Source organism: Rhizobium sp. FG113 (genome assembly GCF_057809895.1).
Window position 1 is genome coordinate 589680 of record NZ_JBMDKV010000001.1, and the last position, 24880, is coordinate 614559.

At 61.5% G+C, this 24880-nt stretch carries 23 protein-coding genes; 11 read left to right on the forward strand and 12 right to left on the reverse strand.

Features of this window, described 5'->3' with window-relative positions; genetic code table 11:
• Positions 1–19: 19 nt before the first annotated feature.
• The 3 genes from ACODTZ_RS02410 to ACODTZ_RS02420 all read right to left on the reverse strand — a co-directional run bounded on the left by ACODTZ_RS02410 (position 20) and on the right by ACODTZ_RS02420 (position 3128).
• Entirely contained in the window at positions 20–1387 is a 1368-nt protein-coding gene (locus tag ACODTZ_RS02410; protein ID WP_489023447.1) for an FAD-containing oxidoreductase, read from the reverse strand.
• Positions 1387–1845, reverse strand: coding sequence for a DUF4126 domain-containing protein (locus ACODTZ_RS02415; RefSeq protein WP_489023448.1), 459 nt, complete (start codon positions 1843–1845; stop codon positions 1387–1389). Before ACODTZ_RS02415 ends, ACODTZ_RS02410 begins: the two co-directional genes overlap by 1 nt.
• Before the next feature lie 95 nt (positions 1846–1940).
• A complete protein-coding gene (locus tag ACODTZ_RS02420) occupies positions 1941–3128 on the reverse strand; it encodes an acyl-CoA dehydrogenase (protein WP_489023450.1) in 1188 nt (395 codons plus the stop codon).
• Positions 3129–3298: 170 nt separating this feature from the next.
• On the opposite strand from ACODTZ_RS02420, the gene mmsB reads away from it, so the two are divergent.
• Positions 3299–4174, forward strand: coding sequence for a 3-hydroxyisobutyrate dehydrogenase (gene mmsB / locus ACODTZ_RS02425; protein ID WP_209236274.1), 876 nt, complete (start codon positions 3299–3301; stop codon positions 4172–4174).
• An 8-nt stretch (positions 4175–4182) separates the two neighbouring features.
• On the opposite strand, the gene guaD is transcribed toward mmsB, so the two are convergent.
• Positions 4183–5550 (reverse strand): guanine deaminase, encoded by a 1368-nt coding sequence (gene guaD / locus ACODTZ_RS02430; protein ID WP_489023452.1) that lies wholly within the window; start codon positions 5548–5550, stop codon positions 4183–4185.
• A gap of 166 nt (positions 5551–5716) precedes the next feature.
• Positions 5717–6616 carry a transcriptional regulator GcvA gene (gcvA, locus tag ACODTZ_RS02435; RefSeq protein WP_489023454.1) on the reverse strand — a complete coding sequence of 300 codons (900 nt, stop codon included), beginning with the start codon at positions 6614–6616 and terminating at the stop codon, positions 5717–5719.
• A 128-nt stretch (positions 6617–6744) separates the two neighbouring features.
• On the opposite strand from gcvA, the gene ACODTZ_RS02440 reads away from it, so the two are divergent.
• The 4 genes from ACODTZ_RS02440 (at position 6745) to ACODTZ_RS02455 (ending at position 10827) form a co-directional block, all read left to right on the forward strand.
• A complete protein-coding gene (locus ACODTZ_RS02440) occupies positions 6745–7449 on the forward strand; it encodes an SDR family oxidoreductase (protein WP_026283494.1) in 705 nt (234 codons plus the stop codon).
• Between the two features lie 188 nt (positions 7450–7637).
• Positions 7638–8201: an alkyl hydroperoxide reductase subunit C gene (gene ahpC / locus ACODTZ_RS02445; RefSeq protein WP_018901244.1), complete on the forward strand. Its 564-nt coding sequence runs from the start codon at positions 7638–7640 to the stop codon at positions 8199–8201.
• A gap of 105 nt (positions 8202–8306) precedes the next feature.
• Positions 8307–9887, forward strand: coding sequence for an alkyl hydroperoxide reductase subunit F (ahpF, locus tag ACODTZ_RS02450; protein ID WP_489023456.1), 1581 nt, complete (start codon positions 8307–8309; stop codon positions 9885–9887).
• A gap of 22 nt (positions 9888–9909) precedes the next feature.
• Positions 9910–10827 (forward strand): LysR substrate-binding domain-containing protein, encoded by a 918-nt coding sequence (locus ACODTZ_RS02455; protein ID WP_489023458.1) that lies wholly within the window; start codon positions 9910–9912, stop codon positions 10825–10827.
• Between the two features lie 7 nt (positions 10828–10834).
• Here the strand turns inward: ACODTZ_RS02455 and ACODTZ_RS02460 are convergent, their stop codons facing one another.
• The 7 genes from ACODTZ_RS02460 to ACODTZ_RS02490 all read right to left on the reverse strand — a co-directional run bounded on the left by ACODTZ_RS02460 (position 10835) and on the right by ACODTZ_RS02490 (position 18532).
• Positions 10835–11362 carry a hypothetical protein gene (locus ACODTZ_RS02460; RefSeq protein WP_209236501.1) on the reverse strand — a complete coding sequence of 176 codons (528 nt, stop codon included), beginning with the start codon at positions 11360–11362 and terminating at the stop codon, positions 10835–10837.
• Positions 11363–11805: 443 nt separating this feature from the next.
• Positions 11806–13260, reverse strand: a complete 1455-nt coding sequence (gene gabD / locus ACODTZ_RS02465; RefSeq protein ID WP_209236281.1) for an NADP-dependent succinate-semialdehyde dehydrogenase — start codon at positions 13258–13260, stop codon at positions 11806–11808.
• A gap of 214 nt (positions 13261–13474) precedes the next feature.
• Positions 13475–14221: a ThuA domain-containing protein gene (locus tag ACODTZ_RS02470; protein ID WP_209236282.1), complete on the reverse strand. Its 747-nt coding sequence runs from the start codon at positions 14219–14221 to the stop codon at positions 13475–13477.
• A gap of 25 nt (positions 14222–14246) precedes the next feature.
• Positions 14247–15332 carry an ABC transporter ATP-binding protein gene (locus ACODTZ_RS02475; RefSeq protein WP_489023461.1) on the reverse strand — a complete coding sequence of 362 codons (1086 nt, stop codon included), beginning with the start codon at positions 15330–15332 and terminating at the stop codon, positions 14247–14249.
• A 21-nt stretch (positions 15333–15353) separates the two neighbouring features.
• Positions 15354–16265, reverse strand: a complete 912-nt coding sequence (locus tag ACODTZ_RS02480; protein WP_047504045.1) for a carbohydrate ABC transporter permease — start codon at positions 16263–16265, stop codon at positions 15354–15356.
• A gap of 1 nt (position 16266) precedes the next feature.
• A complete protein-coding gene (locus tag ACODTZ_RS02485; protein WP_047504043.1) occupies positions 16267–17154 on the reverse strand; it encodes a carbohydrate ABC transporter permease in 888 nt (295 codons plus the stop codon).
• 85 nt (positions 17155–17239) lie between these two features.
• On the reverse strand, positions 17240–18532 hold the full coding sequence (locus tag ACODTZ_RS02490) for an ABC transporter substrate-binding protein (protein ID WP_489023464.1): 1293 nt from the start codon (positions 18530–18532) through the stop codon (positions 17240–17242).
• Between the two features lie 197 nt (positions 18533–18729).
• Here ACODTZ_RS02490 and ACODTZ_RS02495 point away from each other — a divergent pair, with 197 nt between their 5' ends.
• From ACODTZ_RS02495 to ACODTZ_RS02520, 6 genes are all read left to right on the forward strand, one after another.
• The gene (locus ACODTZ_RS02495; protein WP_489023465.1) at positions 18730–19734 is read left to right on the forward strand and encodes a Gfo/Idh/MocA family protein; all 1005 of its coding nucleotides are present in this window, start codon (positions 18730–18732) and stop codon (positions 19732–19734) included.
• Positions 19735–19752: 18 nt separating this feature from the next.
• Complete coding sequence (locus ACODTZ_RS02500; protein WP_489023466.1) at positions 19753–20742, forward strand: LacI family DNA-binding transcriptional regulator; 990 nt, start codon at positions 19753–19755, stop codon at positions 20740–20742.
• 123 nt (positions 20743–20865) lie between these two features.
• Complete coding sequence (locus ACODTZ_RS02505; protein WP_489023467.1) at positions 20866–21813, forward strand: lytic transglycosylase domain-containing protein; 948 nt, start codon at positions 20866–20868, stop codon at positions 21811–21813.
• A gap of 180 nt (positions 21814–21993) precedes the next feature.
• Entirely contained in the window at positions 21994–23139 is a 1146-nt protein-coding gene (locus tag ACODTZ_RS02510) for an extracellular solute-binding protein (protein WP_489023468.1), read from the forward strand.
• 11 nt (positions 23140–23150) lie between these two features.
• A complete protein-coding gene (locus ACODTZ_RS02515; RefSeq protein ID WP_489023469.1) occupies positions 23151–24032 on the forward strand; it encodes an ABC transporter permease in 882 nt (293 codons plus the stop codon).
• On the forward strand, positions 24029–24856 hold the full coding sequence (locus ACODTZ_RS02520; RefSeq protein WP_489023471.1) for an ABC transporter permease: 828 nt from the start codon (positions 24029–24031) through the stop codon (positions 24854–24856). The genes ACODTZ_RS02515 and ACODTZ_RS02520 overlap by 4 nt, the downstream gene beginning before the upstream one ends.
• The last annotated feature ends 24 nt before the right edge of the window (positions 24857–24880 follow it).

A 24880-nucleotide genomic window follows, 5' to 3' on the forward strand; every position in this document is an offset into this window, starting at 1 on the left:
TGGCCTGCCGGGTTGAAGGCTACACGCTCTTGAGGTCGCCAAGCAATGTCGGGATCAATTCGGAGACCGTCGGGTGGATCGGCACGGCCCATTTCAGCTCGGGATAGGTTGTCCCGGCGTTCATCGCGTCGATGAAGCCGTGGATCGCCTCGTCGCCCTCTATGCCAAGAATGGCGGCACCCAGGATCTGCTTGGTTTGCGCGTCGGCGATCACCTTCATGAAGCCCTTCGTCTCGCCCCGCTCCTTGGCGCGGCCGACCTTGGTCATCGGCCGGGTCGAGATCATGATCTCGCGGCCCGATGCGCGCGCCTGTTTTTCCGACATGCCGACGCGGCCGAGCGGCGGATCGATATAGAGCGCATAGGCGAGGATGCGGTCGCTGAGCTTGCGATCCTCGCCGTCGAGCAGGTTGGCGGCCGCGATCTCGAAGTCGTTGTAGGACGTATGCGTGAAGGCGCCGTGGCCATTGCAGTCCCCAAGAGCCCAGATGCCCTCGACATTGGTCGCCAGCTTGTCGTCAACGGTGATGTAGCCACGCTTGTCGGTGGCGACGCCGGCACGATCGAGGCCGAGATCGTCGGTGTTGGGCACGCGGCCGGTTGCGATCAGCACATGGCTCGCCGTGATCTCGGCGATGCCGTCGGCGACCGAGGTTTCGATTCCCTCCACCCGGTTCTTGAAGCCGATGCGGTCCGCGCCGGTGTGGACCGCAATTCCCTCGACGCGCAGAATATCGGCGATCGCGTCCGAGATATCGTCATCCTCCCGTGAGGCGAGCTTGGGGCCACGCTCGACGACCGTAACCTCGGCGCCGAAGCGGCGATACATCTGCGCGAACTCAAGGCCGATATAGCTTCCACCAATGACCACCAGATGCCGGGGCAGCGTGTCCAGCGCGATGATCGACGTGCTGGTCAGATAGTCGATGTCGCCGATGCCGGGCATATTTGGAATGGCCGGTCGCGCGCCGACGTTGAGATAGATGCGCGGCGCGGTGAGCAACTCGCCGTTGACGCTGATTGTGCGCTCGTTTTCGAAACAGGCATGGCCGTAGATCACGGTCACGTCGTCCATGCCCGCGAACCAGGAGATCAGCCCATTGCGGGCCTCCATAGTCACCGTCTCGGCTCGCTTGCGGACGATCGCCATGTCGATCCCGATCGCGCCCGGGATCGTCACGCCGTAGCCGCCGGCATTGCGGGCCACATAGGCGGCGCGAGCGCTGGCGACGAGGGTCTTGGTCGGCATGCAGCCGGCGTTGACGCATGTGCCGCCAAGATACTTGCGCTCGATCAGCGCGACCTTCATGCCCTTCTCCGCCATCCGGGCTGCGAGGAAGGGGCCGGATTGGCCGGCACCGACAACGATGGCGTCGAAACTGCGCATCAGACCGACGCCACGATCAGGATCGCGCCGACAATGGCGACGGCGTCTTCGAGAATGGCGGCCGGCGGGTCTCTCCGAAACACGCTTGCCAATTTGGCGCGCGCGGCAGCACCGCCGAGTGTGCCCGCAGCAGCGCCAAGAATGCCGGCGATGAGCCCTGGTATCAGCGATCCGCCGGCAGCGCCGATGGTGGCGCCTGATAGCGCGCCCATGATCAGCCTCGCGCCGAACTGCATCGGCACTTTTCTTGAAGGCGTGGACGGCAATTGATCCGTCACCAGTTCGACCATCGCCAGCAGCGTGAATATCCAGGGTGTCCAGCGATAGCCCATGAAGGCGAGCGGTGTCTGAGACACATCGAACCAGCCGAGCGCCGCTCCCCAGGCGACAGCCGCAGGCGCTGTCAGCGCGCGCAGCCCGGCGATGATACCAATCAGAAATGCGAGAAATAGAAGCATGCGCAATCCCCCATCGCAGCGCAGGCTCTCCCCGCGATGAGGGAAAGTTTGCACATTGTCGGGTCCGTTGCAATTTGGCGGCGAAGAATTCTCGATCAGTTCGAGAACGCCGCTATTCCCGTTATGGCACGGCCGAGGATCAGGGCGTGAATGTCGTGCGTTCCCTCATAGGTGTTGACCACCTCAAGGTTGACGAGATGGCGGGCGACGCCGAACTCATCGGAGATGCCGTTGCCGCCAAGCATGTCGCGGGCCATTCGGGCGATATCGAGCGCCTTGCCGCAGGAATTGCGCTTCAAGATCGAGGTGAGCTCGACCGGCGGGTGGCCGTCTTCCTTCATGCGGCCGAGGCGCAGGCAGCCCTGCAGCCCGAGCGTGATCTCGGTCGCCATGTCGGCGAGCTTCCTCTGTATCAACTGATTGGCGGCAAGCGGCCTGTCGAACTGCTTGCGGTCGAGCGTGTATTGCCGTGCCCGCGCATAGCAATCTTCGGCGGCTCCGAGCGCACCCCAGGCGATGCCGAAACGGGCCGAGTTGAGGCACGTAAACGGGCCCTTGAGGCCGGAGACGTTAGGCAACAGGTTCTCTTCCGGCACGAATACGCCGTCCATCACCACTTCGCCGGTTATGGAGGCACGCAGGCCGATCTTGCCGTGGATGGCGGGCGCCGTCAGGCCCTTCCATCCCTTTTCAAGGATGAAGCCCCGGATCACGCCATCCTCTGTCTTTGCCCAGACCACGAACACATCGGCGATCGGCGCGTTCGATATCCACGTCTTGGTGCCGGAAAGACTGTAGCCGCCGTCGACCTTTCTTGCGCGCGTCGCCATCGACCCCGGATCGGAACCATGGTTCGGCTCGGTGAGGCCAAAGCAGCCAATCCATTCTCCGGTGGCGAGCTTTGGCAGATATTTCTGCTTCTGCGCCTCCGAGCCGAAGGCATTGATCGGCACCATGACCAGCGAGGACTGGACGCTCATCATCGAGCGATAGCCACTGTCGACGCGCTCGACCTCGCGGGCGATCAGCCCGTAGGCGACGTATCCGAGGCCCGCGCCACCATATTCGGGCGATATCGTTGGGCCGAGGAGGCCGAGTTCGCCCATTTCGCGAAAGATGCTCGGATCGGTTTTCTCATGGCGGAAGGCTTCGAGCACACGCGGCGCAAGCTTTTCCTGCGCGTAGGAATGCGCGGTGTCGAGCACCATGCGCTCCTCATCCGTCAATTGCTCGACGAGCCGGAACGGATCGGACCAGTCGAAACTCTCGCGGGTGTGCTGCATGGTTCATCCTCCTCGATCCATCGGCATGTCGCGGACCCTATTGGGATACTGCCGGGGCGAGGGAGCGTCAACACGGCGCCGCCTCTGTCGCTCTCGACTGCGCGCGATCATGACATAGCTATCCCTCAATGGGCCCCTCAAATGGGATCGTCTGACGATGGGAGCAGGACATGACAAAAATCGCGTTTATCGGCCTCGGTAATATGGGTGGGCCGATGGCGGCAAATCTGGTCAAGGCAGGGCACACGGTCGCGGGCTTTGATCTGGTGTCGGCATTGCTTCAAGCCTCCGAAGCGACCGGCGTGCAGCCGGCGAGTGACATCTCCCAAGCTGTGAGCGGTGCCGATGTCGTCGTGACCATGCTTCCACAGGGCAGGCACGTCCTGACGGCGTGGACAGACATCCTTGGCGCTATTCCCTCGGGAACGCTCGTCATCGACTGCTCGACGATTGACGTCGCCAGCGCGCGCAAGGCGCATGAGATGGCAAAGGCGGCCGATTGCCCGTCGCTCGATGCACCGGTCTCCGGCGGAACGAGCGGGGCGGCGGCCGGCACGCTGACCTTCATGGCGGGAGGAACGCCGGAGAGCTTTGCCAGAGCCAAACCTGTACTCGAAGCGATGGGTCGGAAGATCGTCCATTGCGGAGAGGCAGGTGCGGGGCAGGCGGCGAAGATCTGCAACAACATGATCCTCGGCATATCGATGATCGGCGTCTGCGAGGCGTTCGCGCTGGGAGAGAAGCTCGGCCTCTCTCACCAGGCGCTGTTCGATGTCGCTTCGACGTCATCGGGCCAATGCTGGTCGATCAACACCTACTGCCCGGTTCCCGGCCCGGTGCCGACGTCACCCGCCAACAACGATTACAAGCCGGGCTTCGCGGCCGCCTTGATGCTAAAGGACCTCCGCCTGTCGCAGGAGGCTGCCCTTGCCACCGGCGCCTCGACGCCGCTCGGCGCCGAAGCCGCGCAACTGTTCGCGCTCTTCGAAAAGCAGGGTAATGGCGGCCGCGATTTCTCGGCGATCATCGAGATGCTGCGCGGCTGATGCCTTTCTTACGGCAGGCGCAGGTTCGTGCCGCCGACCCAGGCGGTTGCGATATTGGGCTTCGAGGCCGTGTTGATGATCTTCTGCAGGATCTGCTCGCCGCTATCGAATTCGTCGAACAGGCGCACCGAGCCCTTCGGCGCCTTGGTGTCGATGACGATCGCATCGAAGAGATAGCCCGGCTTGAACTGGCCGATCGGCAGATCGAGCGCCACGCCGCCGCCTGCCGTCGCGATATAGAACGCATCGCGAAAATCGATCTGCGCCGGCCCGTAGCTGGCGCGCGCCTCGGCGTCGAGCTTTGGATCGACACCGCTCTCCAAAGCACGCGACATCAGAATCGCACCGCGGCAGTTTTCGAGCATCGAGGCGCTCGGCCCACCGGAGACATCCGTGCCTAGACCGACGTGCATGCCTTTGTCGAGGGCGGCCTTGAGCGGGAAGACGGCATTGGCGAAATAGACGTTGGAGAGCGGGCAGTGGGCGACTGCTGCTTCGCGCTCCCGCACCTTGTCCATGTCATCATCCGTCAGGAAGTTGGCATGCGCTAGCACCGTCCGGCGACCGAGCAGGCCGAAGCGATCGAGCGCCTCGGTATCGGTCACGCCATAGCGCGACAGCACATAGCCATGCGCCCAATCGCTCTCCGAACAGTGGGTCTGCACGTGGCAGCCACACTCCTTCGCCAGGGCACCCAGCCCCTTGAGCGTCGCATCGGAGCAGGACGGCACGAAGCGTGGCGTGATGACTGGAAGCACTTTCTTTTCAACGTTGTCAGGATGATCGTTGATGTATTCAATCAGTGCGCGCGTGCCTTCAATGGCTTCATCCGGCGAGGCGTCGCGGTAGTAATCCGGGCACTCGTCAGCATTGTCCATCGCCACCTTGCCGATCAGCGCGCGCTGGCCCTTCTCCAGACATATGTCCGCAAGCGATCGCGTCGCATCCTGGTGCACGGTGGCGAAATAGAGCGCCGTGGTCGTACCGTTTGCGAGGAGGTCGTCTACGAGCAGGCTGTAGCTGCGCTTCGCGAAGGCAAGGTCCTCGTAGCGGGCTTCCAGTGGGAAGGTATATTTCTGCAGCCATACTTCGAGCGGCACATCGAGCGCGCTGCCAAGCTGGGGATATTGCGGCGCATGGACGTGAAGATCGATGAAACCCGGAAGGAGATAAGAGCCTACTGGCAGCGTGACCAGTTCGCCGCTTTCCTCGCGGGCCTCGCGAATGGTCCGGTAGTTCGGATCGCTCGGCCGATGCATCGCGGCGATCGTGCCATCCGCGCCGATATCGATCAGCACCTCGTCCAGGATATCGATCTTTCCGCGCTCCGGAGCGTGAAATCCGGAGGCGCAGAGCGTTTTATTGCGCAAGTCCAATGCTGTATTCCCAATTCAATCAATGCGTCAGTATTCGCGCACGTATGCACGAATTTAAATCTATAGCGAATGGCCACGGGGTCCATCGCAGGAGCCCTGCGTTTTTACGGTGGCTGCCGTGCAATGATGGGACGCTTGGTCGTCTGGGCAGCTGTCGCCGTGATTATCAGGCGCGAGTGGACTGCTCGGCATGCTGAAGCAACCACGCCCTGACCTTGGCTACAGATTGGGCTTGTCTCGGCTTGCGGAGCGAGACGACGTAAAAGTCCGATTGCGCACGCATCGTTTCCGTGAACGCCGGCACCAACCGGCCGGCGGCGATATCCTCGTTGACGAAGACCGCGCTTGCCAGCGCGATACCCTGGCCGGCAAGCGCAGCCTCGATGGCGTGAGAAGTTTGATTGAAACGAACGCCCTTCGAGGTGGCGACGGGCCTTGCGCCAGCGATCGTAGCGATGAATTCCGGCCACTGATTATGGGTATCGTGGAGCAGCACGAAACGCGCGAGATCGGCGGGGTCGAGCGGCCCGGTTGCCGGCATCAGCGCCGGGCTGCAGACCGGGACAAGCTTCTGCTCGAAAAGCAGATTGGCCTCCAGCGAGGTCGGAAAGGGTGGCCGCGCCAGCCGGACGGCGATATCAACGTCATCTGACTGGAAGTTGGCGACGCGTTCGCTGGCGAGAATGCGCATATCGAGGTCCGGGTGGGCGGCCAGGAAATCCGGCAGCCTCGGGATCAGCCATTTCGAAGCGAAAGTCGGCGTGACGCTGATCGTCAGCCGCAGGGGCTCCGGTCTCAAGGTCACGGTCGCATCGGAGATCAGTTCGAAGGCGCGCCGAATACTTTCGGCATAGCCCCGTCCGGCCTCGGTCAAGGCAAGCTTGCGGGGGAGGCGCTCGAATAGGGCAAGGTTCAGTTCCTTCTCCAATCCGCGAACCTGCTGCGCCACGGCAGCCTGCGTGACGCCTAGCTCCTCGGCTGCGGCGCGAAAGTTGAGATGGCGAGCGGCGACCTCGAAAGCGCGGAGACCATTCAGCGGCGGCAGGCGAAAAAGCGGGTCGTTCATGCGATAGATTTTCTACTGATTGATGCCAATCGAATTGGCTCGAAGCGATGCCTCCCTGATGGTATCATATAGCATCAAGGCTGAAAACAAGCGCGGTGCGCAAGAAGAGCGACGAAAGGGTGGATGTCATGACAGTAGAAAAAGTGGCGCTGGTGACGGCAGGCGGCAGCGGTATGGGGGCGGATGCCGCCAAGCGTCTGGCGGCCGATGGCTTCAAGCTCGCCATCCTCTCGTCCTCGGGCAAGGGCGAGGCGCTGGCCAAGGAGCTCGGTGGCGTCGGCGTCACGGGGTCGAACCAGTCGAATGACGATATCAAACGCCTTGTGGATCTCGCCATGCAGGCCTGGGGCCGGATCGATGTGCTCGTCAACAGCGCCGGACACGGTCCGCGCGCGCCGATCCTCGATATCACCGACGAGGACTGGCACAAGGGCATGGACGTCTACCTGATGAACGTTATCCGCCCAACCCGGATCGTGACGCCGATCATGCAGGCGCAGAAGTCTGGCGCGATCGTCAATATCTCCACCGCCTGGGCCTTCGAGCCGTCGGCGATGTTCCCGACGTCGGCGGTCTTCCGCGCCGGTCTCGCCTCCTTCACCAAGATCTTCGCCGACACCTATGCGGCAGATAACATCCGCATGAACAACGTTTTGCCGGGCTGGATCGACAGCTTGCCGGCCACAGAGGAGCGCCGCGAATCGGTGCCGATGAAGCGCTATGGCACAAGCGAAGAGATCGCGGCGACTGTCGCGTTCCTGGCATCGGAAGGTGCCGGATATATCACCGGGCAGAATATCAAGGTGGATGGCGGGCTCGGCCGATCGGTTTGATCGAAACCGTTGACGTCGCGGAATCAAGCGGCTTTTGACGGCCGCTTGATAAACGTCACGTCGCAGGCCTTCGATAGAGGCTGTCTATCGAAATATTTTTCTTTATCTATTTCATTTATCGCCGGCCCCTGTTTATGTTGCGCTGCGAAAGCGGGTTTTCGCTTCGCAGCAATTTCACAGGAGCCTTCATGTCCCTTATCAACACATCCATTAAGCCCTTCAAGGCGCAGGCCTTCAAGCAGGGCAAATTCATTGAAGTGACCGATGCCGACACCAAGGGCAAGTGGGCGGTATTCTTCTTCTATCCTGCTGACTTTACCTTCGTTTGCCCGACGGAACTCGGCGACGTTGCCGATCACTACGCCGAGCTGCAGCGCCTTGACGTCGAGGTCTATTCGGTCTCGACCGACACGCACTTCACCCACAAGGCGTGGCATGACAGCTCCGAGACGATCGGTAAGATCCAGTACACGATGATCGGCGACCCGACGGGCACGATCAGCCGCAACTTCGAAGTCATGCGCGAATCCGAAGGCCTTGCCGATCGCGGCACCTTCGTCGTCGATCCCGATGGCGTCATCCAGGCGATGGAAGTAACCGCCGAAGGCATCGGCCGCAACGCCGTCGACCTGCTGCGGCGCATCAAGGCTGCTCAGTATGTCCGCGCGCATCCAGGTGAAGTTTGCCCGGCCAAGTGGGAAGAGGGCGAAAAGACGCTCGCTCCGTCGCTGCACCTCGTCGGCAAGATCTGACGTTCAAATGACAAGCCGCCTTCCGGTCCATCCGGAAGGCGGCACCCAATACCATATTCAGCGCCTTAAACGCGGCGCGGCCATCCATTTTTAGCGGAGTGTCCCATGCTCGACGACAATCTGAAATCCCAGTTGAAGGGCTATCTGGAACGGGTCGTTCGCCCGATCGCGATCACCGCTTCGGTCAATGACAGCGCCAAGTCGAAAGAGATGTCGGAGCTTCTCGCCGAACTGGTCGCGCTTTCCGACAAGATCTCGGTCGTTGAAACGCGTGATGACGGCGAACGTGCACCCTCGTTCGCGCTGACCAGCCCAGGCCACGACATCAACCTGCGCTTCGCCGGCATTCCGATGGGCCATGAGTTCACCTCGCTGGTGCTCGCTCTGCTGCAGGTCGGCGGCCACCCGCCGCGCACCGAGCAGGCGATCATCGATCAGATCAAGGATCTCGATGGCGATTTCCTCTTCGAAACCTATTTCTCGCTCACCTGCCAGAATTGCCCCGACGTCGTGCAGGCGCTGAACCTGATGGCCGTCTTGAACCCGCGCGTGAAGCATGTGGCGATCGATGGCGGCGTGTTCCCGGCCGAGGTTCAAAGCCGCCAGGTCATGTCGGTGCCGACGGTCTATCTCAACGGCCAGCTGTTCGGTCAGGGCCGAATGGAAGTCGAGGAGATCGTCTCCAAGCTCGACACCAATTCCGCGGCGCGTGCTGCTGAGAAGCTGAATAACCGCGAAGCTTATGACGTGCTCGTCATCGGCGGCGGTCCGGCTGGTGCTGCCGCTGCGATCTATGCCGCGCGCAAGGGCATCCGTACTGGCGTTGCCGCCGAGCGCTTCGGTGGGCAGGTGCTCGACACGATGGCGATCGAAAACTTTATCTCCGTGCAGCACACCGAGGGTCCGCAGTTCGCGGCCTCGCTCGAAGCGCATGTGAAGCAATACGACGTCGATATCATGAACCTGCAGCGCGCCGAAAAGCTCGTTCCCGGCAAGGACATGATCGCGGTCGAGCTCGCCAACGGCGCCACTCTGCGCTCGAAGACGGTGATCCTGTCGACCGGCGCGCGCTGGCGGCAGATAGGCGTTCCCGGCGAAGATCAGTATCGCAACAAGGGCGTTGCCTATTGCCCGCATTGCGACGGTCCGCTCTTCAAGGGCAAGCGCGTTGCCGTCATCGGCGGCGGCAATTCCGGCGTTGAGGCGGCGATCGATCTTGCCAACATCGTCAGCCACGTGACGCTGGTCGAGTTTGACAACAAGCTGCGTGCCGATGACGTCCTGCAGCGCAAGCTGCGCAGCCTTCCCAATGTCGATATCCTGCTTTCCGCCAAGACGACGGAAGTGCTGGGCGACGGCCAGAAGGTGACCGGTCTCGTCTACGAAAACCGCGTTGCAGGTCAGCGCCACACGCTTGATCTCGAAGGTATCTTCGTCCAGATCGGCCTGCTTCCGAACACCGAATGGCTGAAGGGCGCCATCGAACTGTCGCCGCGCGGCGAGATCATTGTCGATCACCACGGCCAGACGTCGGTTCCCGGTGTCTTCGCCGCCGGCGATTGCACCACGGTACCGTACAAGCAGATCGTGATTGCGCTCGGCGAGGGCGCCAAGGCATCGCTTGCGGCCTTCGATCATCTGATCCGCACGTCTAGCCCGGACGAGGATGCGGTGAAGGCGGCTTGAGGCTGATCGACACGGTCCTGAAATGACGCTTCGCGAGCTGGAGTACCTGATTGCCTTGGCGGACCACCGGCATTTTGGCCGGGCCGCCGAGGCGTGCCTGGTCAGCCAGCCGACACTTTCCATGCAGATCCGGAAACTGGAGGAGACCCTTGGCGCTCCGCTGATCGAGCGCACGCCGCGCACGGTCATGTTGACACCGTTCGGCGAGGATACCGTCAAGCGGGCAAGGCGCATCATGCAGGAGGTCGCCGAGATCAAGTCATCGGCCTTGCGCAGCCTCAATCCCGAGGTTGGCACCCTGCGTCTCGGCATCTTCCCGACGCTTGCACCCTATTTCCTGCCGCATGCGGTGCCGCGCATCCATAGGCAGTTCCCGCGGCTGGAGACGCTGCTGATCGAAGAAAAGAGCGATGCGCTCCTGGCGCGGCTCAGAAGCGGCAATCTCGATGCGGCGATCCTCGCTCTCCCCATCAACGACGATCACCTGAAGTCAGAGTTTCTCTTCGAGGAGGACTTCTTGCTCGCTGTTCCCGGCGCCCATCCGCTGGCAAAGCGGCGGTCGCTGAAGCTCGGAGACCTCGATCGTTACGACCTCATGCTGCTCGAAGAGGGGCACTGCCTTCGAGATCAGGCGCTCGATTTGTGCCGCTTGTCGGGTGCGAGCGAGCGCACCTCGTTTCGCGCCACCAGCCTGGAGACGCTGCGTCAGATGGTCGGCGCCAATGTCGGGATCACGCTTCTGCCGGAGCTCGCCGCGCTGCATTCGGCGTCGGGCGATATCAGGCTGCTGCGTTTCGAAGGCATATCGCCGAACCGGCGGATCGGCATGTGCTGGCGCACGGGTTCGGCGATGGGCGCTTTTCTGGAAAGTATCGCCGGTCTCCTGCGCGAAGTTGCCCAGGAGCTGCTTGCCGATATCAGGCGCTCACCGGCCGCTTAAAACGACTTCACTTCCACTCCCACAGGAGCTTGGTGGAAAACGGCCGTGCGCCGATCAATAGATCGGGTTGCGTGAGTTTGGCCTCGAAAGTCGCGGCATCGGCGTCACCATTCAGCCCGACGAACAGCATCTTCATCGAAGCTCCGCGCGGCTGACCCTTCTTCCTGTAGGCGAACTGGACCGCGCAGGTGGGATATTCCCATCCCGCCGTCAGCGTCTCCGCGAACGCTTCCTCTCCGAGCCCGTTGGCCCGGCCCGTCGACGCGAGGAACTGGCCCAGTCCGAAGAAACCGGAAAACACGCGGTACGCCGTCTCCTGCGACATCTGCGTGCCCTGTCCGCTTGCCGTGTCGCGACGATAGAAGAGGCTGTCCACCTGGCCCTGCTTGCGGCTCATGGCGTAGCTGATCAGGTTTTTCTGGGCGAGTAGCTCCATAGTCAGATCGTAAGTCTGATAGGCGCTGGGGTCGGTATGCAGATCGTCGATACGTGCCTTCAGATCGACAACATAGTCACGATAAAATGCGGCGCTCATCGGCGTTTCCTCATGTTTTCCGGCGCGTGGTAGCAGAAAACGCGGAAATTCCAAGGGGGCGAGCGACTTGCGCCGCAACGGCCATGTGGCGCAGATCTGCGACAGAAGCTGCGCGTCACGCGCATAGCGCATAGCTGTTCTGCAGAATTGTGCCTATGATTTGAGCGCGCTTGCTGTATAAACAAATCATCGAAGCGATGCACCTCCTCCCGCAGAGCTTCGAGTTGCAGGTGGCCTTATCCTCCTCCCAAGGGCGCCTGCGGGAATGACAGCACTCCTCCTCCCAGCTGTCATTCGGTTATTTTCGAAAAGCCTGTCGCACCTCCTCCCGCGGCAGGCTTTTTCGATTCTGGCCCACGCGTTCTTCAGCTTTCAGTTTTCCGGATCAAACGGTAGCGCCAGCGCGCAAACCATTCGGCTTGCGCGCCTTTCGTGGTCTTGCGTCAGCTGATGCCGCCGAGGCAGACGTACTTGATCTCGGTGAACTCCTCGATGCCGTATCGCGAGCCTTCGCGGCCGAGACCTGAGAGCTTCACGCCACCGAACGGCGCTTCCGCCGTCGAGATCAGGCCCGTATTGACGCCGACCATGCCATATTCCAGCGCCTCGGCCACGCGGAACACACGCGCGAGGTCCTTGGCGTAGAAATAGGAAGCGAGGCCGAATTCGGTGTCGTTGGCCTGTTCGATCACATCCGCCTCATCCTTGAAGCGGAAGAGGGGAGCAAGCGGGCCGAACGTCTCTTCGCGCGCGACGGCCATATCCTTCGTGACGTTGGCGAGGACGGTGGCCTCGTAGAAGGTGCCGCCCAGCGCGTGCGGCTTGCCACCCTGGATGATGTTGGCGCCTTTCGCGAGCGCGTCGGCCACATGCTCCTCAACCTTCTCAAGCGCAGGCTTGTCGATCAACGGCCCGAGGATCACGCCCTCGTCGAAACCATTGCCGGTCTTCAGCTTGCCGACGGCATCCGCGAGCTTCCTGGAGAAGGCGTCGTAAACGCCATCCTGCACGTAGAGCCTGTTGGCGCACACACAGGTCTGGCCGTTGTTGCGGAACTTGGCGATGAGGGCTCCCTCGACGGCGGCATCGAGATCGGCGTCGTCGAAGACGATGAACGGCGCATTGCCGCCGAGCTCGAGCCCGAGTTTCTTGATCGTCGGCGCGCTCTGCTTGTAGAGCTCGGCGCCGATTTCGGTCGATCCGGTAAAGGTGAGCTTGCGCACGGTCGGGTTCGACGTCATCTCCGCGCCGATCGCGGCAGCAGACCCTGTTAGCACCGAGAAAAGCCCAGCCGGCAGGCCGGCGCGCTCGGCAAGCACGGCAATTGCGATTGCCGAAAACGGCGTTTGCGATGCCGGCTTCAACACCATGGCGCAACCAGCCGCCAGCGCCGGGCCAGCCTTGCGGGTGATCATCGCATTCGGGAAATTCCAGGGCGTGATTGCCGCGACCACACCGATCGGCTGCTTCATCACCATGATGCGCTTGTCTGGCTGGTGGCCCGGTATCAGGTCGCCATAGATGCGCCGCGCTTCCTCCGCGAACCATTCGATAAAGCTCGCGCCGTAGACGATCTCGCCGGTGGCTTCGGCAAGCGGCTTGCCCTGCTCGAGCGTCAGGATGCGCCCAAGGTCGTCCTTGTTCTCGATCATCAGATCGAACCACTTGCGCAGGATGCCGGCGCGCTCCTTGGCGGTGCGGGCGGCCCAGCCCTTCTGCGCGACGCGCGCGGCCTCGATCGCCGTCTTCGTCTCGGCACCACCGAGCTTGGGCACGCGACCGATGATCTCGCCGGTGGCCGGATTATTCACTTCGATCGCATTGGCCGGATCGGCGTCGATCCATTTTCCGCCAACAAGAGCGGCCTGGCGAAAAAGGGAAGGGTCTTTCAGCTGCATCGCATTCATCCTGTTTGACAAGTTGCCCGCATTGACGCCGGCACTGATCGCCTCAGCGTCTTTCTGGTGCGAAGGATAAACTGGTGTCCCGTCCGGCAAGATCAAATTGGCCGAATTGCCCAGGACTTGCAACCGGAGCCATTGGTGGCTTTTCAGTGCCGGAAGCGGCGCGACCATGGGCCGCGCCGGTGTTCAGCCAACGGATCGGCAGGTGTCAGACCTTTTTCGCAGGGCGACCGTGCAGCGGCTCGGCGCGGTGCCAGTTTTCCAGGATGCGGCCGTCGGTGTGGTTCTGCTTTGCCCAGCGGATCCCGTTCGAGATGACCTTGTGAATGGTCTTGTCGTGGTAGATCGGGTAGGTCTCATGCCCCGGGCTGAAGAAGAAGATGCGTCCTCGGCCGCGCTGGAAGGTGCAGCCGCTGCGAAATACCTCGCCACCCGAATACCACGAGATGAACACCAGCTCATCTGGCTGCGGAATATCGAAGGGCTCGCCATACATCTCGGATGCATTCACCTCGAAATAGGGCGGCAGTCCCTCCGCGATCGGGTGAGACGGGTTGACCACCCAGACGCGCTCGAGATCGCCCTCCGGCGTTTCGCGCCAAGAGAGGTTGGCGTTCGTGCCCATCAGGCGACGGAAGAGCTTGGAGTGGTGCCCGGAATGCAGGACGAGCAGCCCCATCCCCTTGAGCACGCGCTGCTGGACGCGATCGATCAGTCCGTCGCTGACGTCCTCGTGCGCCATATGGCCCCACCAGAGCAGAACGTCGGTGTCGTTGAGTACCGAGTCGGGAAGGCCTTCATCAGGATCATCGAGCGTGCCTCGACGGATCTCGAAATCGGGATGCGCAATGCCTGCCGCAATCGCACCATCGATGCGGTCAGGATAGATCTCCTGAACCTCCTTGTGCAGCTGCTCGTGGCGTCCCTCGTTCCAGATGGTGACCTTGATCGTCATGATGTCCTCGATGTTATCAACGTGATTAGGATGCTTGAGCCGAGCGGATGAGCCGCCCGGTGGTGTCGAACAGGTGGCAGGCAGCGCTATCGGCTGTGAGCGAGATGCGGTCTCCCGGCCGCACCGCGATATCGCCTTCGGCGCGCACGACGATCGGCTGTTCCTCAGAGCCGACGGTCATGTAAGTCTCGACGCCAAGGCGCTCGACAATGACGACATCGGCCGTGAAATTTCCCTGACCCTCGGGCGCGATCTTGAAGTGCTCCGGGCGGATACCGAGCGTGGCGGCCCCCTCGGGCACCGTTCCAGCGCCATCCGGCAGGTCGAGCGCCAATCCGATCGGGCTCTGCACGCGCAACGCGCCGGCCTGTGGCTTGCTGATCGTCACGGGAACGGTGTTCATGCGTGGAGAGCCGATGAAGGTGGCGACGAACTCGTTGTCGGGCTTATGATAGAGATCCATCGGCGCGCCCTGCTGGGCGACAAGCCCCTTGTTCAGGACGACGATGCGGTCCGCCATGGTCATGGCCTCGACCTGATCGTGGGTGACGTAAACGACGGTCGCCTTCAATTCGCGGTGCAAGCGCTGCAACTCGGCGCGCATCTGTACCCGCAGCGCGGAATCGAGGTTCGACAGCGGTTCATCGAACAAGATCAGCGACGGCTTCTTGATGATCGCGCGGCCGATCGCGACGCGCTGTCTTTGACCGCCGGACAACGCGGCGGGGCGGCGGTCGAGATAGTCAGTCAGCTGCAGGATTTCGGCGACGCCTTCCACCTGCTTGCGGATTTCCGCTTCCGGCACTTTCTTCAGGCTGAGCGAGAAGCCGATGTTCTGCGCCACCGTCATGTGCGGATAAAGCGCGTATGACTGAAACACCATGGCGATACCGCGCTTGTCGGGCGGCACGTCGTTGATGCGCTTGCCGTTCAAGATAAGGTCGCCGTCGTCGATGCCTTCCAGCCCGGCGATCATCCGCAAAAGGGTCGACTTGCCGCAACCGGACGGGCCGACAAACACGGCGAACTCGCCGTCCTCGACGGTGATGTCGACGCCCTTGATGACCTCCAGGGCACCATAGAATTTGCGAACGTTCTTGAGATTGATCATCTGTGAAACTCTTTCTGGATATCAGCCTTTGACGCCGCCCGCGAAGGTCTGGACGAGGAAGCGCCGCGCGAAGCCGAAGGCGATCACAGCCGGCAGGAGGTAGATGAAGGCGAGGGCGGCGAGCAGGCCGTAATCGATCTCGTTGATGCGCAGGAAAGCGCGAAAGAGGCCGAGGGGAAGCGTCTGCAGCTCCGGTGACGAGAGGAAGATCAGCGGCAGCAGGAAATCGCCCCATGCCGACATGAAGGCAAACAACCCGGCCGCGGCCAGCCCCGGCAGCGCCAGCGGGATCAGGACGCGGCGGATGCGCTGCGTCATTGTTGCGCCATCCATCAGGGCTGCTTCCTCATAGTCGCGCGGAAGGCCGTCGAAGAAGGTTTTCATGATCCACAGCGCCAGCGGCAGCTGCATGGTCGCAAGCACCAGGATCAGGCCGAGGTAACCGTCGATAAAGCCCGTCCAGCGCATGATCGGCCGGGCGTACTCGCCGAAGATCGGCCGAAGGATCGCGCCTTCGGCATTGTTGAGCGTCAGCAGGAACTTGTAGAGCGGCACCACCAGCGCGGTCGGCGGCAAGACGCGGATCAGAAGGATCGCGTAGAGAAACGGCAGTTTCCACCAAGCCCGCGTACGCGACAAGGCATAGCCACCAAGGCCGGCCAGCACCATGACCAATACGGTCGCGGAGCCGACGACGAAGAGCGAATTGAAGAGCCACTTCGCCCCGTCCTCTTTGGTGAACACCCGCAGATAATTGTCGAGCGTCCATTGCTCCGGCCAGCGGAGAAACAGTTGAGCGTTACCATCGAGCGACGCTAGCAGAACCCATAGGAACGGGACGGCGCAAAAGATCGAGATCAGCGACAGCGTGGCATAGGCAAGCAGATCCGATCGGGTCTTGTTGGCGTTTTCTGTCGGGGAAAGCACTGCCATGTCAGACCTCCACCTTCATTGCCCGCACGTATGCGATGCCGAGGATCAGCGAGATCACCAGAGTGACGACCGCGACCGCGGCGCCGTAGCCGAGCTGGAAGGCAGTGAAGGACTGGTTGTAGATGTAGATGCTGATCACTTCGGTCGCGCCACCCGGGCCGCCGCGCGTCAGCGCATAGACGAGACCGAAGACCGCGATCGTCGAAACGGCGGAAATTAGCATGTAGAGAAGGATCGTCGGCATCATCAGGGGAAGCGTGATGCGGCGGAACATCTGCGATGGTGTGGCGCCGTCCATGCGGGCAGCCTCATAGATTTCGCTCGGAATGGTGCTGAGGCCCGCAGTCAACAGGATCATCGCGGTGGCGATGCCGCGCCAAGTGTTGACGACGATGATCATCGTCAGCGGGAAGACCTGAAGCCAGTCGGTGGGTGTCACGCCGAAGAAACTCACGATGCGGCTGAGCGTGGCGTTCTCGCCGCCGGCCAGCATCGAAATCCACATGAAACCGGCAACGACCTCGGGTGCCGCGTTGGGCAGCAGGATCATCGAGGAGAAAATCTGGCGGAACATGATCTGCCGACGCAGGGCAACAGCTGAAATCAGGCCGAGTACGAACTGGCCGATCACCGCGGAGCCGACCACGAAGAAGAACGTCACAATGAGCGCGTTCCAGAATTTCGCGTCGTTCAGAAGCCGCATGTAGTTGCGAATGCCCACGAAGCGCGGACGCAGCGCTGCGGCGCCGGTGAGGGCTTCGTTGGTGAAGCTCAGATAGACGGAATAAAGTGCGGGATAGATCACGAAGGCCAGAAGCAGGACCAGCGACGGCAGCAGGATCACGAGGAGCTGCCGCTCAACGCGTCGTTCGTGAGAATTGAGGACCATGAAGCTCGCAACCTTGTCTGATGATCGCAGACGCGGCCAATGGGCCGCGCCTGCAGTCTTGGGCGGACGTTGAAGGGCTTGAGGCTTATTTCACCACGTCGTCGCCGAGCGTTTCCTTGACGTAATCGACAAGGATCTTCTGGGCGCCGGCGGCATCTGTTTCTTTGCGCAGCAGCGCTTCGGTTGCGCGTGCCACGCCTTCGGCAATGGTGCCGAAGCCGGAAGCCTGCTTCAGGAAGACGCCGTTGCCGGCCGCGGCGTGGATCGGAACGAGTTCCGTCAGCTTCTGGAATTCGGCGCTCTTGGCTGCATCCTTGCTTGCCGGAATATTGCCGATGCGCGCGGCGTAGGAGACCTGCGTGTCGACCGAGCCGATCTCAAGCAGTGCCTTCGTCGCCAGTTCCACGTTCGCCGACTTTGCATTGACGGCCCACGGAGCAGCAAGGTTCGCGAGCACGTACTGGCCGCCCGTCTGGCCGGGAACGGTCCAGGTGCCGACGATCTTTGTCACCTCTGGGATCGGGTTCTTGCTCTCGCGGCCCCAATCAAAGATGTAGCACCAGGAACCGCAAGTGGTTGCGGCAAGCTTGCCCTCAGGGAACATCTGGTACTTGGGAATAACCCACGGCTCTGGACCAAGCAGCGGCTGGGTCGGCATCAGATCCTTGTCGATCAGCTCCTTGTAAACGCCAAAGACATCCTTGATGCCTTCACCGCTGAGATCGAGCTTTCCATCTGCATCGACGAGTTGCGGCGTCTTGGAGCCGACGAGCAGATGCTGGAAGCCTTCATCGAAGGCGCCGCTGCCCCAGGACACGCCGGCCGGAAAGAGCAGGCCGTAAGCGCCGGTCTTCGCCTTCACTTCAGCGGCACGATCCAGCAGGTCTTGCCAGGTCTTCGGTTGCTCGGTCGAAATGCCGGCTTTCTCCAGCACATCCTTGCGGAAGTAGATCTCCTGGATGCCGAGCATGAACGGCATGACGTAGGTTTCGCCGTCGGGGCTCACGGCCAGCTGCTTTGCGACGTCATAGAAGTTGGCGTAGCCGTCCCAGGCGGTGATCTCCTTGGTTACAGGGGCGAGGTATCCGGCTTCGACCATATCGGCCACGGCCGCCGTCGACGGGATCGAGAAGAGATCGGGCGCATTGCCGGCGCCAAGCTCGGTGAGCAGTTTCGTCAGGTAGTCCTTGTCGGGCGCCGGGTATTCGACGACCTCGACGGTCACTCCGTATTTCTTTTCGATCGCCTCGACCGTCGACTTCATGGCGTCGATGCCGGCCTGGCCGTGATTTGCAATTCGGATTGTTTCGGCATGTGCCAGCGTCGAGACCGCGCTCAGCAAAATGGCGCACAGGCCACCAATGACCGTCTTCTTCAACGGAAGTCCTCCCTTTTTGATTGGCGGCGCCCTCCAGCACCGTGTGAAAAATGTACACGCATTCCTAAATGAGGCAAGGCGGATTTCTGAAAGAATTTATTGCGACATATAATATATTGATTTTACGTGATAAAATAGAACTTGCACCGAGTTTTTCATTTGTGTAATCGTGTACACAATCATGTGGGAGGAGTTTCATGACACAGAAATTGCGGCTGGGCGTGATCGGCGCCGGCCTGAAGGCTGCCGAGTATGCGGCGAGCTGGGCGACAATGCCGGAGATCGAGTTCGTAGCGCTTGCGGATACGACCGCTTCGTCGCGCCAGCGTCTGATCGACGTCTGCACCGCAGCCGGCGCAGCGGCACCGAAGAGCTTCGAGGACTACCGCGAGATGCTCTCGAAATGCCGGGATGACCTCGACATCGTCTATATCTCCACCCCGCACGCCTTTCACGGCGAGCAGGCGGCGGCCGTCGTCGAAGCCGGCATCGATCTCTTCCTTGAAAAGCCGATGGTCACGACCGTTGCCGAGGCTGAGACGCTGATCGCGGCGCAGAACAAGAGCGGCGTCACGGTTGTCACTGCTTTCCAGGGCGGCCTCTCGCCGCTGGTGATCGATACGCGCAAACGCGCGCTTGCTGGCGAGTTCGGCGAGCTTATCGCGATTTCGGGCATGATCTGGGAAAGCTGGGCCGACAACTATGCCGGTCACTGGAAGCAGGAGCCGGAAATCTCCGGCGGCGGCTTCATGTTCGACACCGGCGCACACATGATGAACACCGTCTGCCTGCTGGCCAATTCCGATTTCGCCAGTGTATCGGCCTATATGAACAGGCACGGCCGCAAGGTCGATATCGCCACCGCCGTTTCCGCCCGCTTGAAGAACGGCGCCATGGCGACATTGACGGCGGCAGGCGAGGGGCCTCCCGGCTGCGCCTCCTACATCACCTTCTTCTATTCGAAGGCGATCGTTCGGATCGATGCCTGGGGCGGCTGGCGCGAAATCAGCGTCGGGCGGGTCAGCGAGCCGCGCGAGGAGGCCGAAATTCTCGGAAACCCGATGAAGAACTTCCTTGCCATTCGCGCAGGCGAAATGGAAAACACCGGCTCCGTTGAAATGGGTCTGCGTTTCGCTAGGCTGTGGGATGCAATCAAGGAATCGGCGGCAGCCGACGGCATGCCCGTCCGGCCCGCCGAATAGACATATCGGACACCAGACATGAACAAGCGGCGGATCACCTCGAAGGAACTGGCAAAGCTCGCCGGGGTATCCTCCGCCACCATTTCCCGCGCATTCTCGCCCGATTCCAGGATCGGCAGCGCCACGCGCGATCGAATTCTCTCGGTCGCGCGCGAACACGGCTATCAGCCGAACGCAATTGCCCGCTCGCTGAACAATCAACGCTCAAGGCTGGTCGCCCTCGTCGTCAATGCAATCGGAAACCCTTGCGAGGCCGAAGAGCAGCAATTGCTGGTCCACAGACTGCAGGCGCGCCAGTTGCTTCCAATCATCCTGTGTTGCGCCGATCACGACGACCGGCTGCAACTGATGCGGCTGGCATCCACCTATCAGGTGGATCATGTCGTGGTTTTCTCGGACATGGTGTCGATGCAGGACGCGGTCGATATCTTCCATACGACCAAGCCGATCATCGTCTCGTTCGAACCGCTCGAGAATGAGAACGTCTCCAATATCCGCATCGATGGCTCGGCTGCGGCCGACGAGATCATCGAGAAGATCGTGAATGATGGCAAGAAGCGCTTCGCCTATCTCTCCGGCACCAAATCGAGCTGGATCGACAAGCTTCGACGCAAATGGTTCGCCGATGCGCTCGGCAAGCGCGGATTGGCCATCGAGGCCGAGGCCTTCGGGGACTACACCTATGATTCCGGCTTCAAGGAAGCGGTGCTGCTGCTGCATCGCTCGAAGGTCGATGCCATCATTTGCGGTAACGACGTTATGGCGATCGGCGCGCGAGACGCCGCACGGCGCATGCTCGGCAAGAACACGCCCGATGATATCGCCATCGTCGGTCAGGACGGCATTGCCATGGCGGCATGGGATTGCAACGATCTGACGACGCTGAGCCTCGATCATGTCGCCTTCATAGACGCTGTTGTCGATCTCATCGAACGCCACGATGCCGATCTGCCGGGGCCGCACAGCATAACGCTGACCTGTAATGCCCGCTGGGGATCCACCGCCTGACGCGGTCCGCGTCACGCGGAGAGGCCGCTGTTTAGGGGTGGCTTGACTACGCGCTCCAAACCAAATGGTATGCACGCCTGACATCATCCAACGGCGGCGCCGCCAGCGTGGCGCCGAGAGCAAATGATCGCGATCAGGCGGCGCAGCATCGGTCTATTCGTGTCGTGGGCTTTCCGCCTCTCCCTTTGCATGACGTTCATTGGCTCCGCCAGCGCTGCCGAGCCCACCGAGGCCCAGCCGGAGGCAGCCTGCCTCTACACGCGCTCGATGACCGGCTCGGCGGAGACACTCTGCATTCGCAAGGACAGCTTTAATCGCGATCTCTGCGGCGCGATTGAACGGACCGCGAGCGAACACGACCTGCCGCCGGATTTCTTCGCCCGGCTGATCTGGCGCGAGAGCCGGTTCAGGCCGGACGCGCTGAGCTACAAGGGTGCGCAGGGCATCGCGCAGTTCATGCCGGGTACCGCCAAGCTGCGCGGGCTGCAGGATAGCTATGATGTTTTGGAAGCCTTGCAGAAATCGGCCGAATATCTCGACGAATTGCGCGACCGCTTCGGTAATCTCGGCCTTGCCGCCGCCGCGTATAATGCCGGCGAAAACGGGCTGTCCAACTTCCTCAATGGCGGCGGCCTGCCGACGGAGACGCGCAGTTACGTGATGGCGATCACCGCCCATAGCGTCGAGGAGTGGAAATCCTCGGCACCCGACAAGGCGGCTGGCCCCTTGGCCGAGGATCAGCCGTTCATCGAAAGCTGCGTGGCGCTTGCCGATCGCCGCAAGATGGCCGAGCCGGTCTGGCGGCCGGAAGGAAACTGGGCGCCTTGGGGCGTGCAGATCGCGGCGAGCGCCAATCCCGATGTCGCCCGTCGCCTCTTCTTCGAGGCGGTTGCGCAGTTTCCGGCGCCGCTCGATCAGGAGCAGCCGCTGATCCTGCGGCAGCGTGACCGCAGTTTCGGTTTCCGGCCGCGCTATGTGACCCGCATCGCGCGGCAGACGAGGGAGGAGGCCAATGATGTCTGCAAACAGATCCGCAAGACCAACCAGATCTGCCTGGTTTTCAAGAATTGAGGTGTTGCGCTCGGCCGCATTCGCGATCTTCCGCGACGCCCCCGGCCTATTCGGCGAATTAAATTGCACGGGTGTGCAAAAAATGAATTCCGGCCCTATCTTGTCATGTCACTGTTACGCGTCGGCGATAGCAAAACCACAGTCCTAAGGGCAGTGCCCCAAAACCGAATGGAGACGGTCATGAACAGACGCGAGTTTCTTGTCACATCATCGGCGGCAGCCGGTCTGCTGGCCCTGCCACGCTTTGCAATGGCTGCAGATGGCACGATCAACCTCTATAGTGGCTCCGACGCCAACATCATCGATTTCTGGAACAACACGGTGCTTCCGGCCTTCAAGAAGGCCCACCCTGAAGCTGCCGTAAAGGTCACCGATGCAGGCGACAACGCCGGCTTGCGTGCGATTGCAGACCGTGCGCTTGCGGCGCTCAAGTCGAAGACAGATCCGCAGTCGGATATCTTCGAACACTTCGATCCGCGTTTGCCTGCTGGCGCTATCGATGCCGGCCTCTGGGTCAAGTTCTCGGCCGAAAACATCGACGGCTTCGCGAACGTCAATCCGCTGAGCGTCGACAGCGAATATTCGCTCCCCTATCGCGGTTCGCAGGTGTTGCTCGCCTATGACAAAACGAAGCTCGACCCCAAGGATGCGCCGAAGACCTGGGAACAGCTGACGGCCTGGATCAAGGCCAATCCCGGTCAGTTCATCTACAACCGCCCGGACAAGGGTGGCTCCGGCGGCAACTTCGTGCGCCGCGCGATCCACGAGGCCAATGGCCGTGATCCGAAGAAGTTCACCACCGACAACTACACCGCCGAGCTTGGCAACCAGATGCTGACGCCAGCCTGGGCGATCCTCAACGATCTGGCGCCGTCGCTTTACGAAAAGGGCGCCTACACGGCCGGCAACACGCAGTCGATCCAGCTGCTCGCCCAGGGCGTTGTCACGATGACGCCTGTTTGGTCCGACCAGGTGCTGCAGGCTCTGTCGCAAGGCGTTCTGCCTGAGACGACGGGTCTTGTTCAGCTCAGCGATCTGGCGCTCTGCGGCGGCTTCTCGCGCATGACGGTGTTTACGAACGGCGCCAACAAGGACGCTGCGCTGAAGCTGGCGGCCTTCATGCTGACCAAGGAAATCCAGGAAGCGATCATCACCGAGATCGGTGGCTTCCCCGGCGTTTCCTGGGATCATATCTCTGACGAACTCCGCCAGAAATACGCCGACGTCATCCCGACCACGATCCCGACCTTCCCGGCCGGCGATTGGGAAAGCAACATCAACGACGGTTGGTACCGTAACGTTGCTCCGGGCATCAGCCGCACCTGATGCGTAAAGGCATGACATTATCGCTGCCGGCGCGGGCAACCGCGCCGGGCAAGGCGCAAAATCCGGTGGGGCTTCTCCTGGTCGCCCTGCCGGTATTCCTGCTCGGGTGGCTGATCGTCTACCCGATCTTCTCGGCCGTGATCACCACCGTGTTCGTCCCGCAGGCGGATGGCACGAGGTCGGTATCGCTGGCCTCGTATGCGTTTTTCTTCAGCGATTCCTACAGCCTCGCCAATCTATGGGTGACGTTGTGGACGACTGTTGTCTGTGGCGTTCTGCTGCTGGTGATCGGCTTGCCGATCGCCCTCTATCTGCGCTTTTCGCAGGGGCGTCTTCCCGCCTATGTGCAGGGTATGGCGATTTTCCCAATGTTCGTGCCGTCGATCATCCTATCCTACGCACTGATCCGCACGATCGGGCCCAACGGCACCGTCGATCTGCTGTTGAACGCTGTCGGACTGCCGAAAATCCCGTCTCCCTATCTGACCCCATGGGGCCCGGTCATCGGGCTGGTATGGGACAATCTGCCGTTGACGGTGCTGATGCTGACGGCGGGGCTTGGCAATATTCCGAAGAGCTCGGTCGAGGCTGCCCGTGATGTCGGTGCTTCGCCAATGCGCGTTTTCGTCTCGATCATCCTGCCGCGCATGGGCAACTCGCTGTTGGTGACGGCGTCCTTCACCATCCTCGGCATCTTCTCGTCCTTCACATTGCCCTATGTACTCGGCCCGGCATCGCCGGAAATGATGGGGCCGTTCATGCAGCGCACCTTCTCCGATGTGAACGATCCCCTGAATGCGCTGACTCAGGCCGTGATCTCGTTCGGCTTCTGCCTGGTCTTCGGCATCTTTTATGTGCGCTCGATCGCCAAAAACCGGGAGGCGTCGCGATGAAGATCGCAAGCAAGGTCAACGGTTCCGAGATCGATTGGGCGGGCATGCTGTTTGCCGTGCTGCTCACGCTCTTCATCGCCGTGCCGCTGGTCGTGGTCGGCACCTGGGCGTTCACGGAAGTGTGGCGATATCCCTCGGTCATTCCGCAGCAGTTCGGCTTCCGCTTCTGGTCGCAGACACTGTCGCGCGCGGATGTGTGGGATGCGCTCTTCCTGAGCCTGAGGCTGACGACGACGGTCACGCTTCTCTCGGCCATCATCTGCCTGCCGGCGGCTTACGCTTTCGCGCGTATGTCGTTTCCCGGGAAGAACGTGCTCTTCCTGTCGTTCCTGGCATCGCATGCCTTTCCGAAGTTCGGCCTGCTGGTGGCGATCGCCGGTATTTTTCTCAAACTCGGATTGATCAGCACCTTTTGGGGCGTGGTGCTGATCCAGCTGGTCGGGACGTTGATGCTGATGATCTGGATCCCGGTGGCGGCCTTCCAGAATATCGATCGCCGGATGGAAGAGGCCGCGCGCGATGCGGGCGCCGGGCCTTTGCGCGTGTTCTGGTCGATCACGCTGCCGCAGGCAGCGCCAACGATCTTTGCCGCATTGCTGCTGACCTTCGTCGGCACATTTTATGAAACCGAAGGCGCATGGCTGATCGGCGCGCCTGAAATCCGCACCATGCCGGTGTTGATGATCACCTTCATCAACAACCAGATCGTGGTGCAATATGGCGCCGTTCTCTCGGTGATGCTCTGGGTGCCGTCGTTCATCGCGCTGATGTTTGCCCGCCGTGTCGTCGGAACGGGTGCGTTTGCTCGCGGCTTCGGCGCGTGACGTTAGGATCGGGCGTCGCCCGAG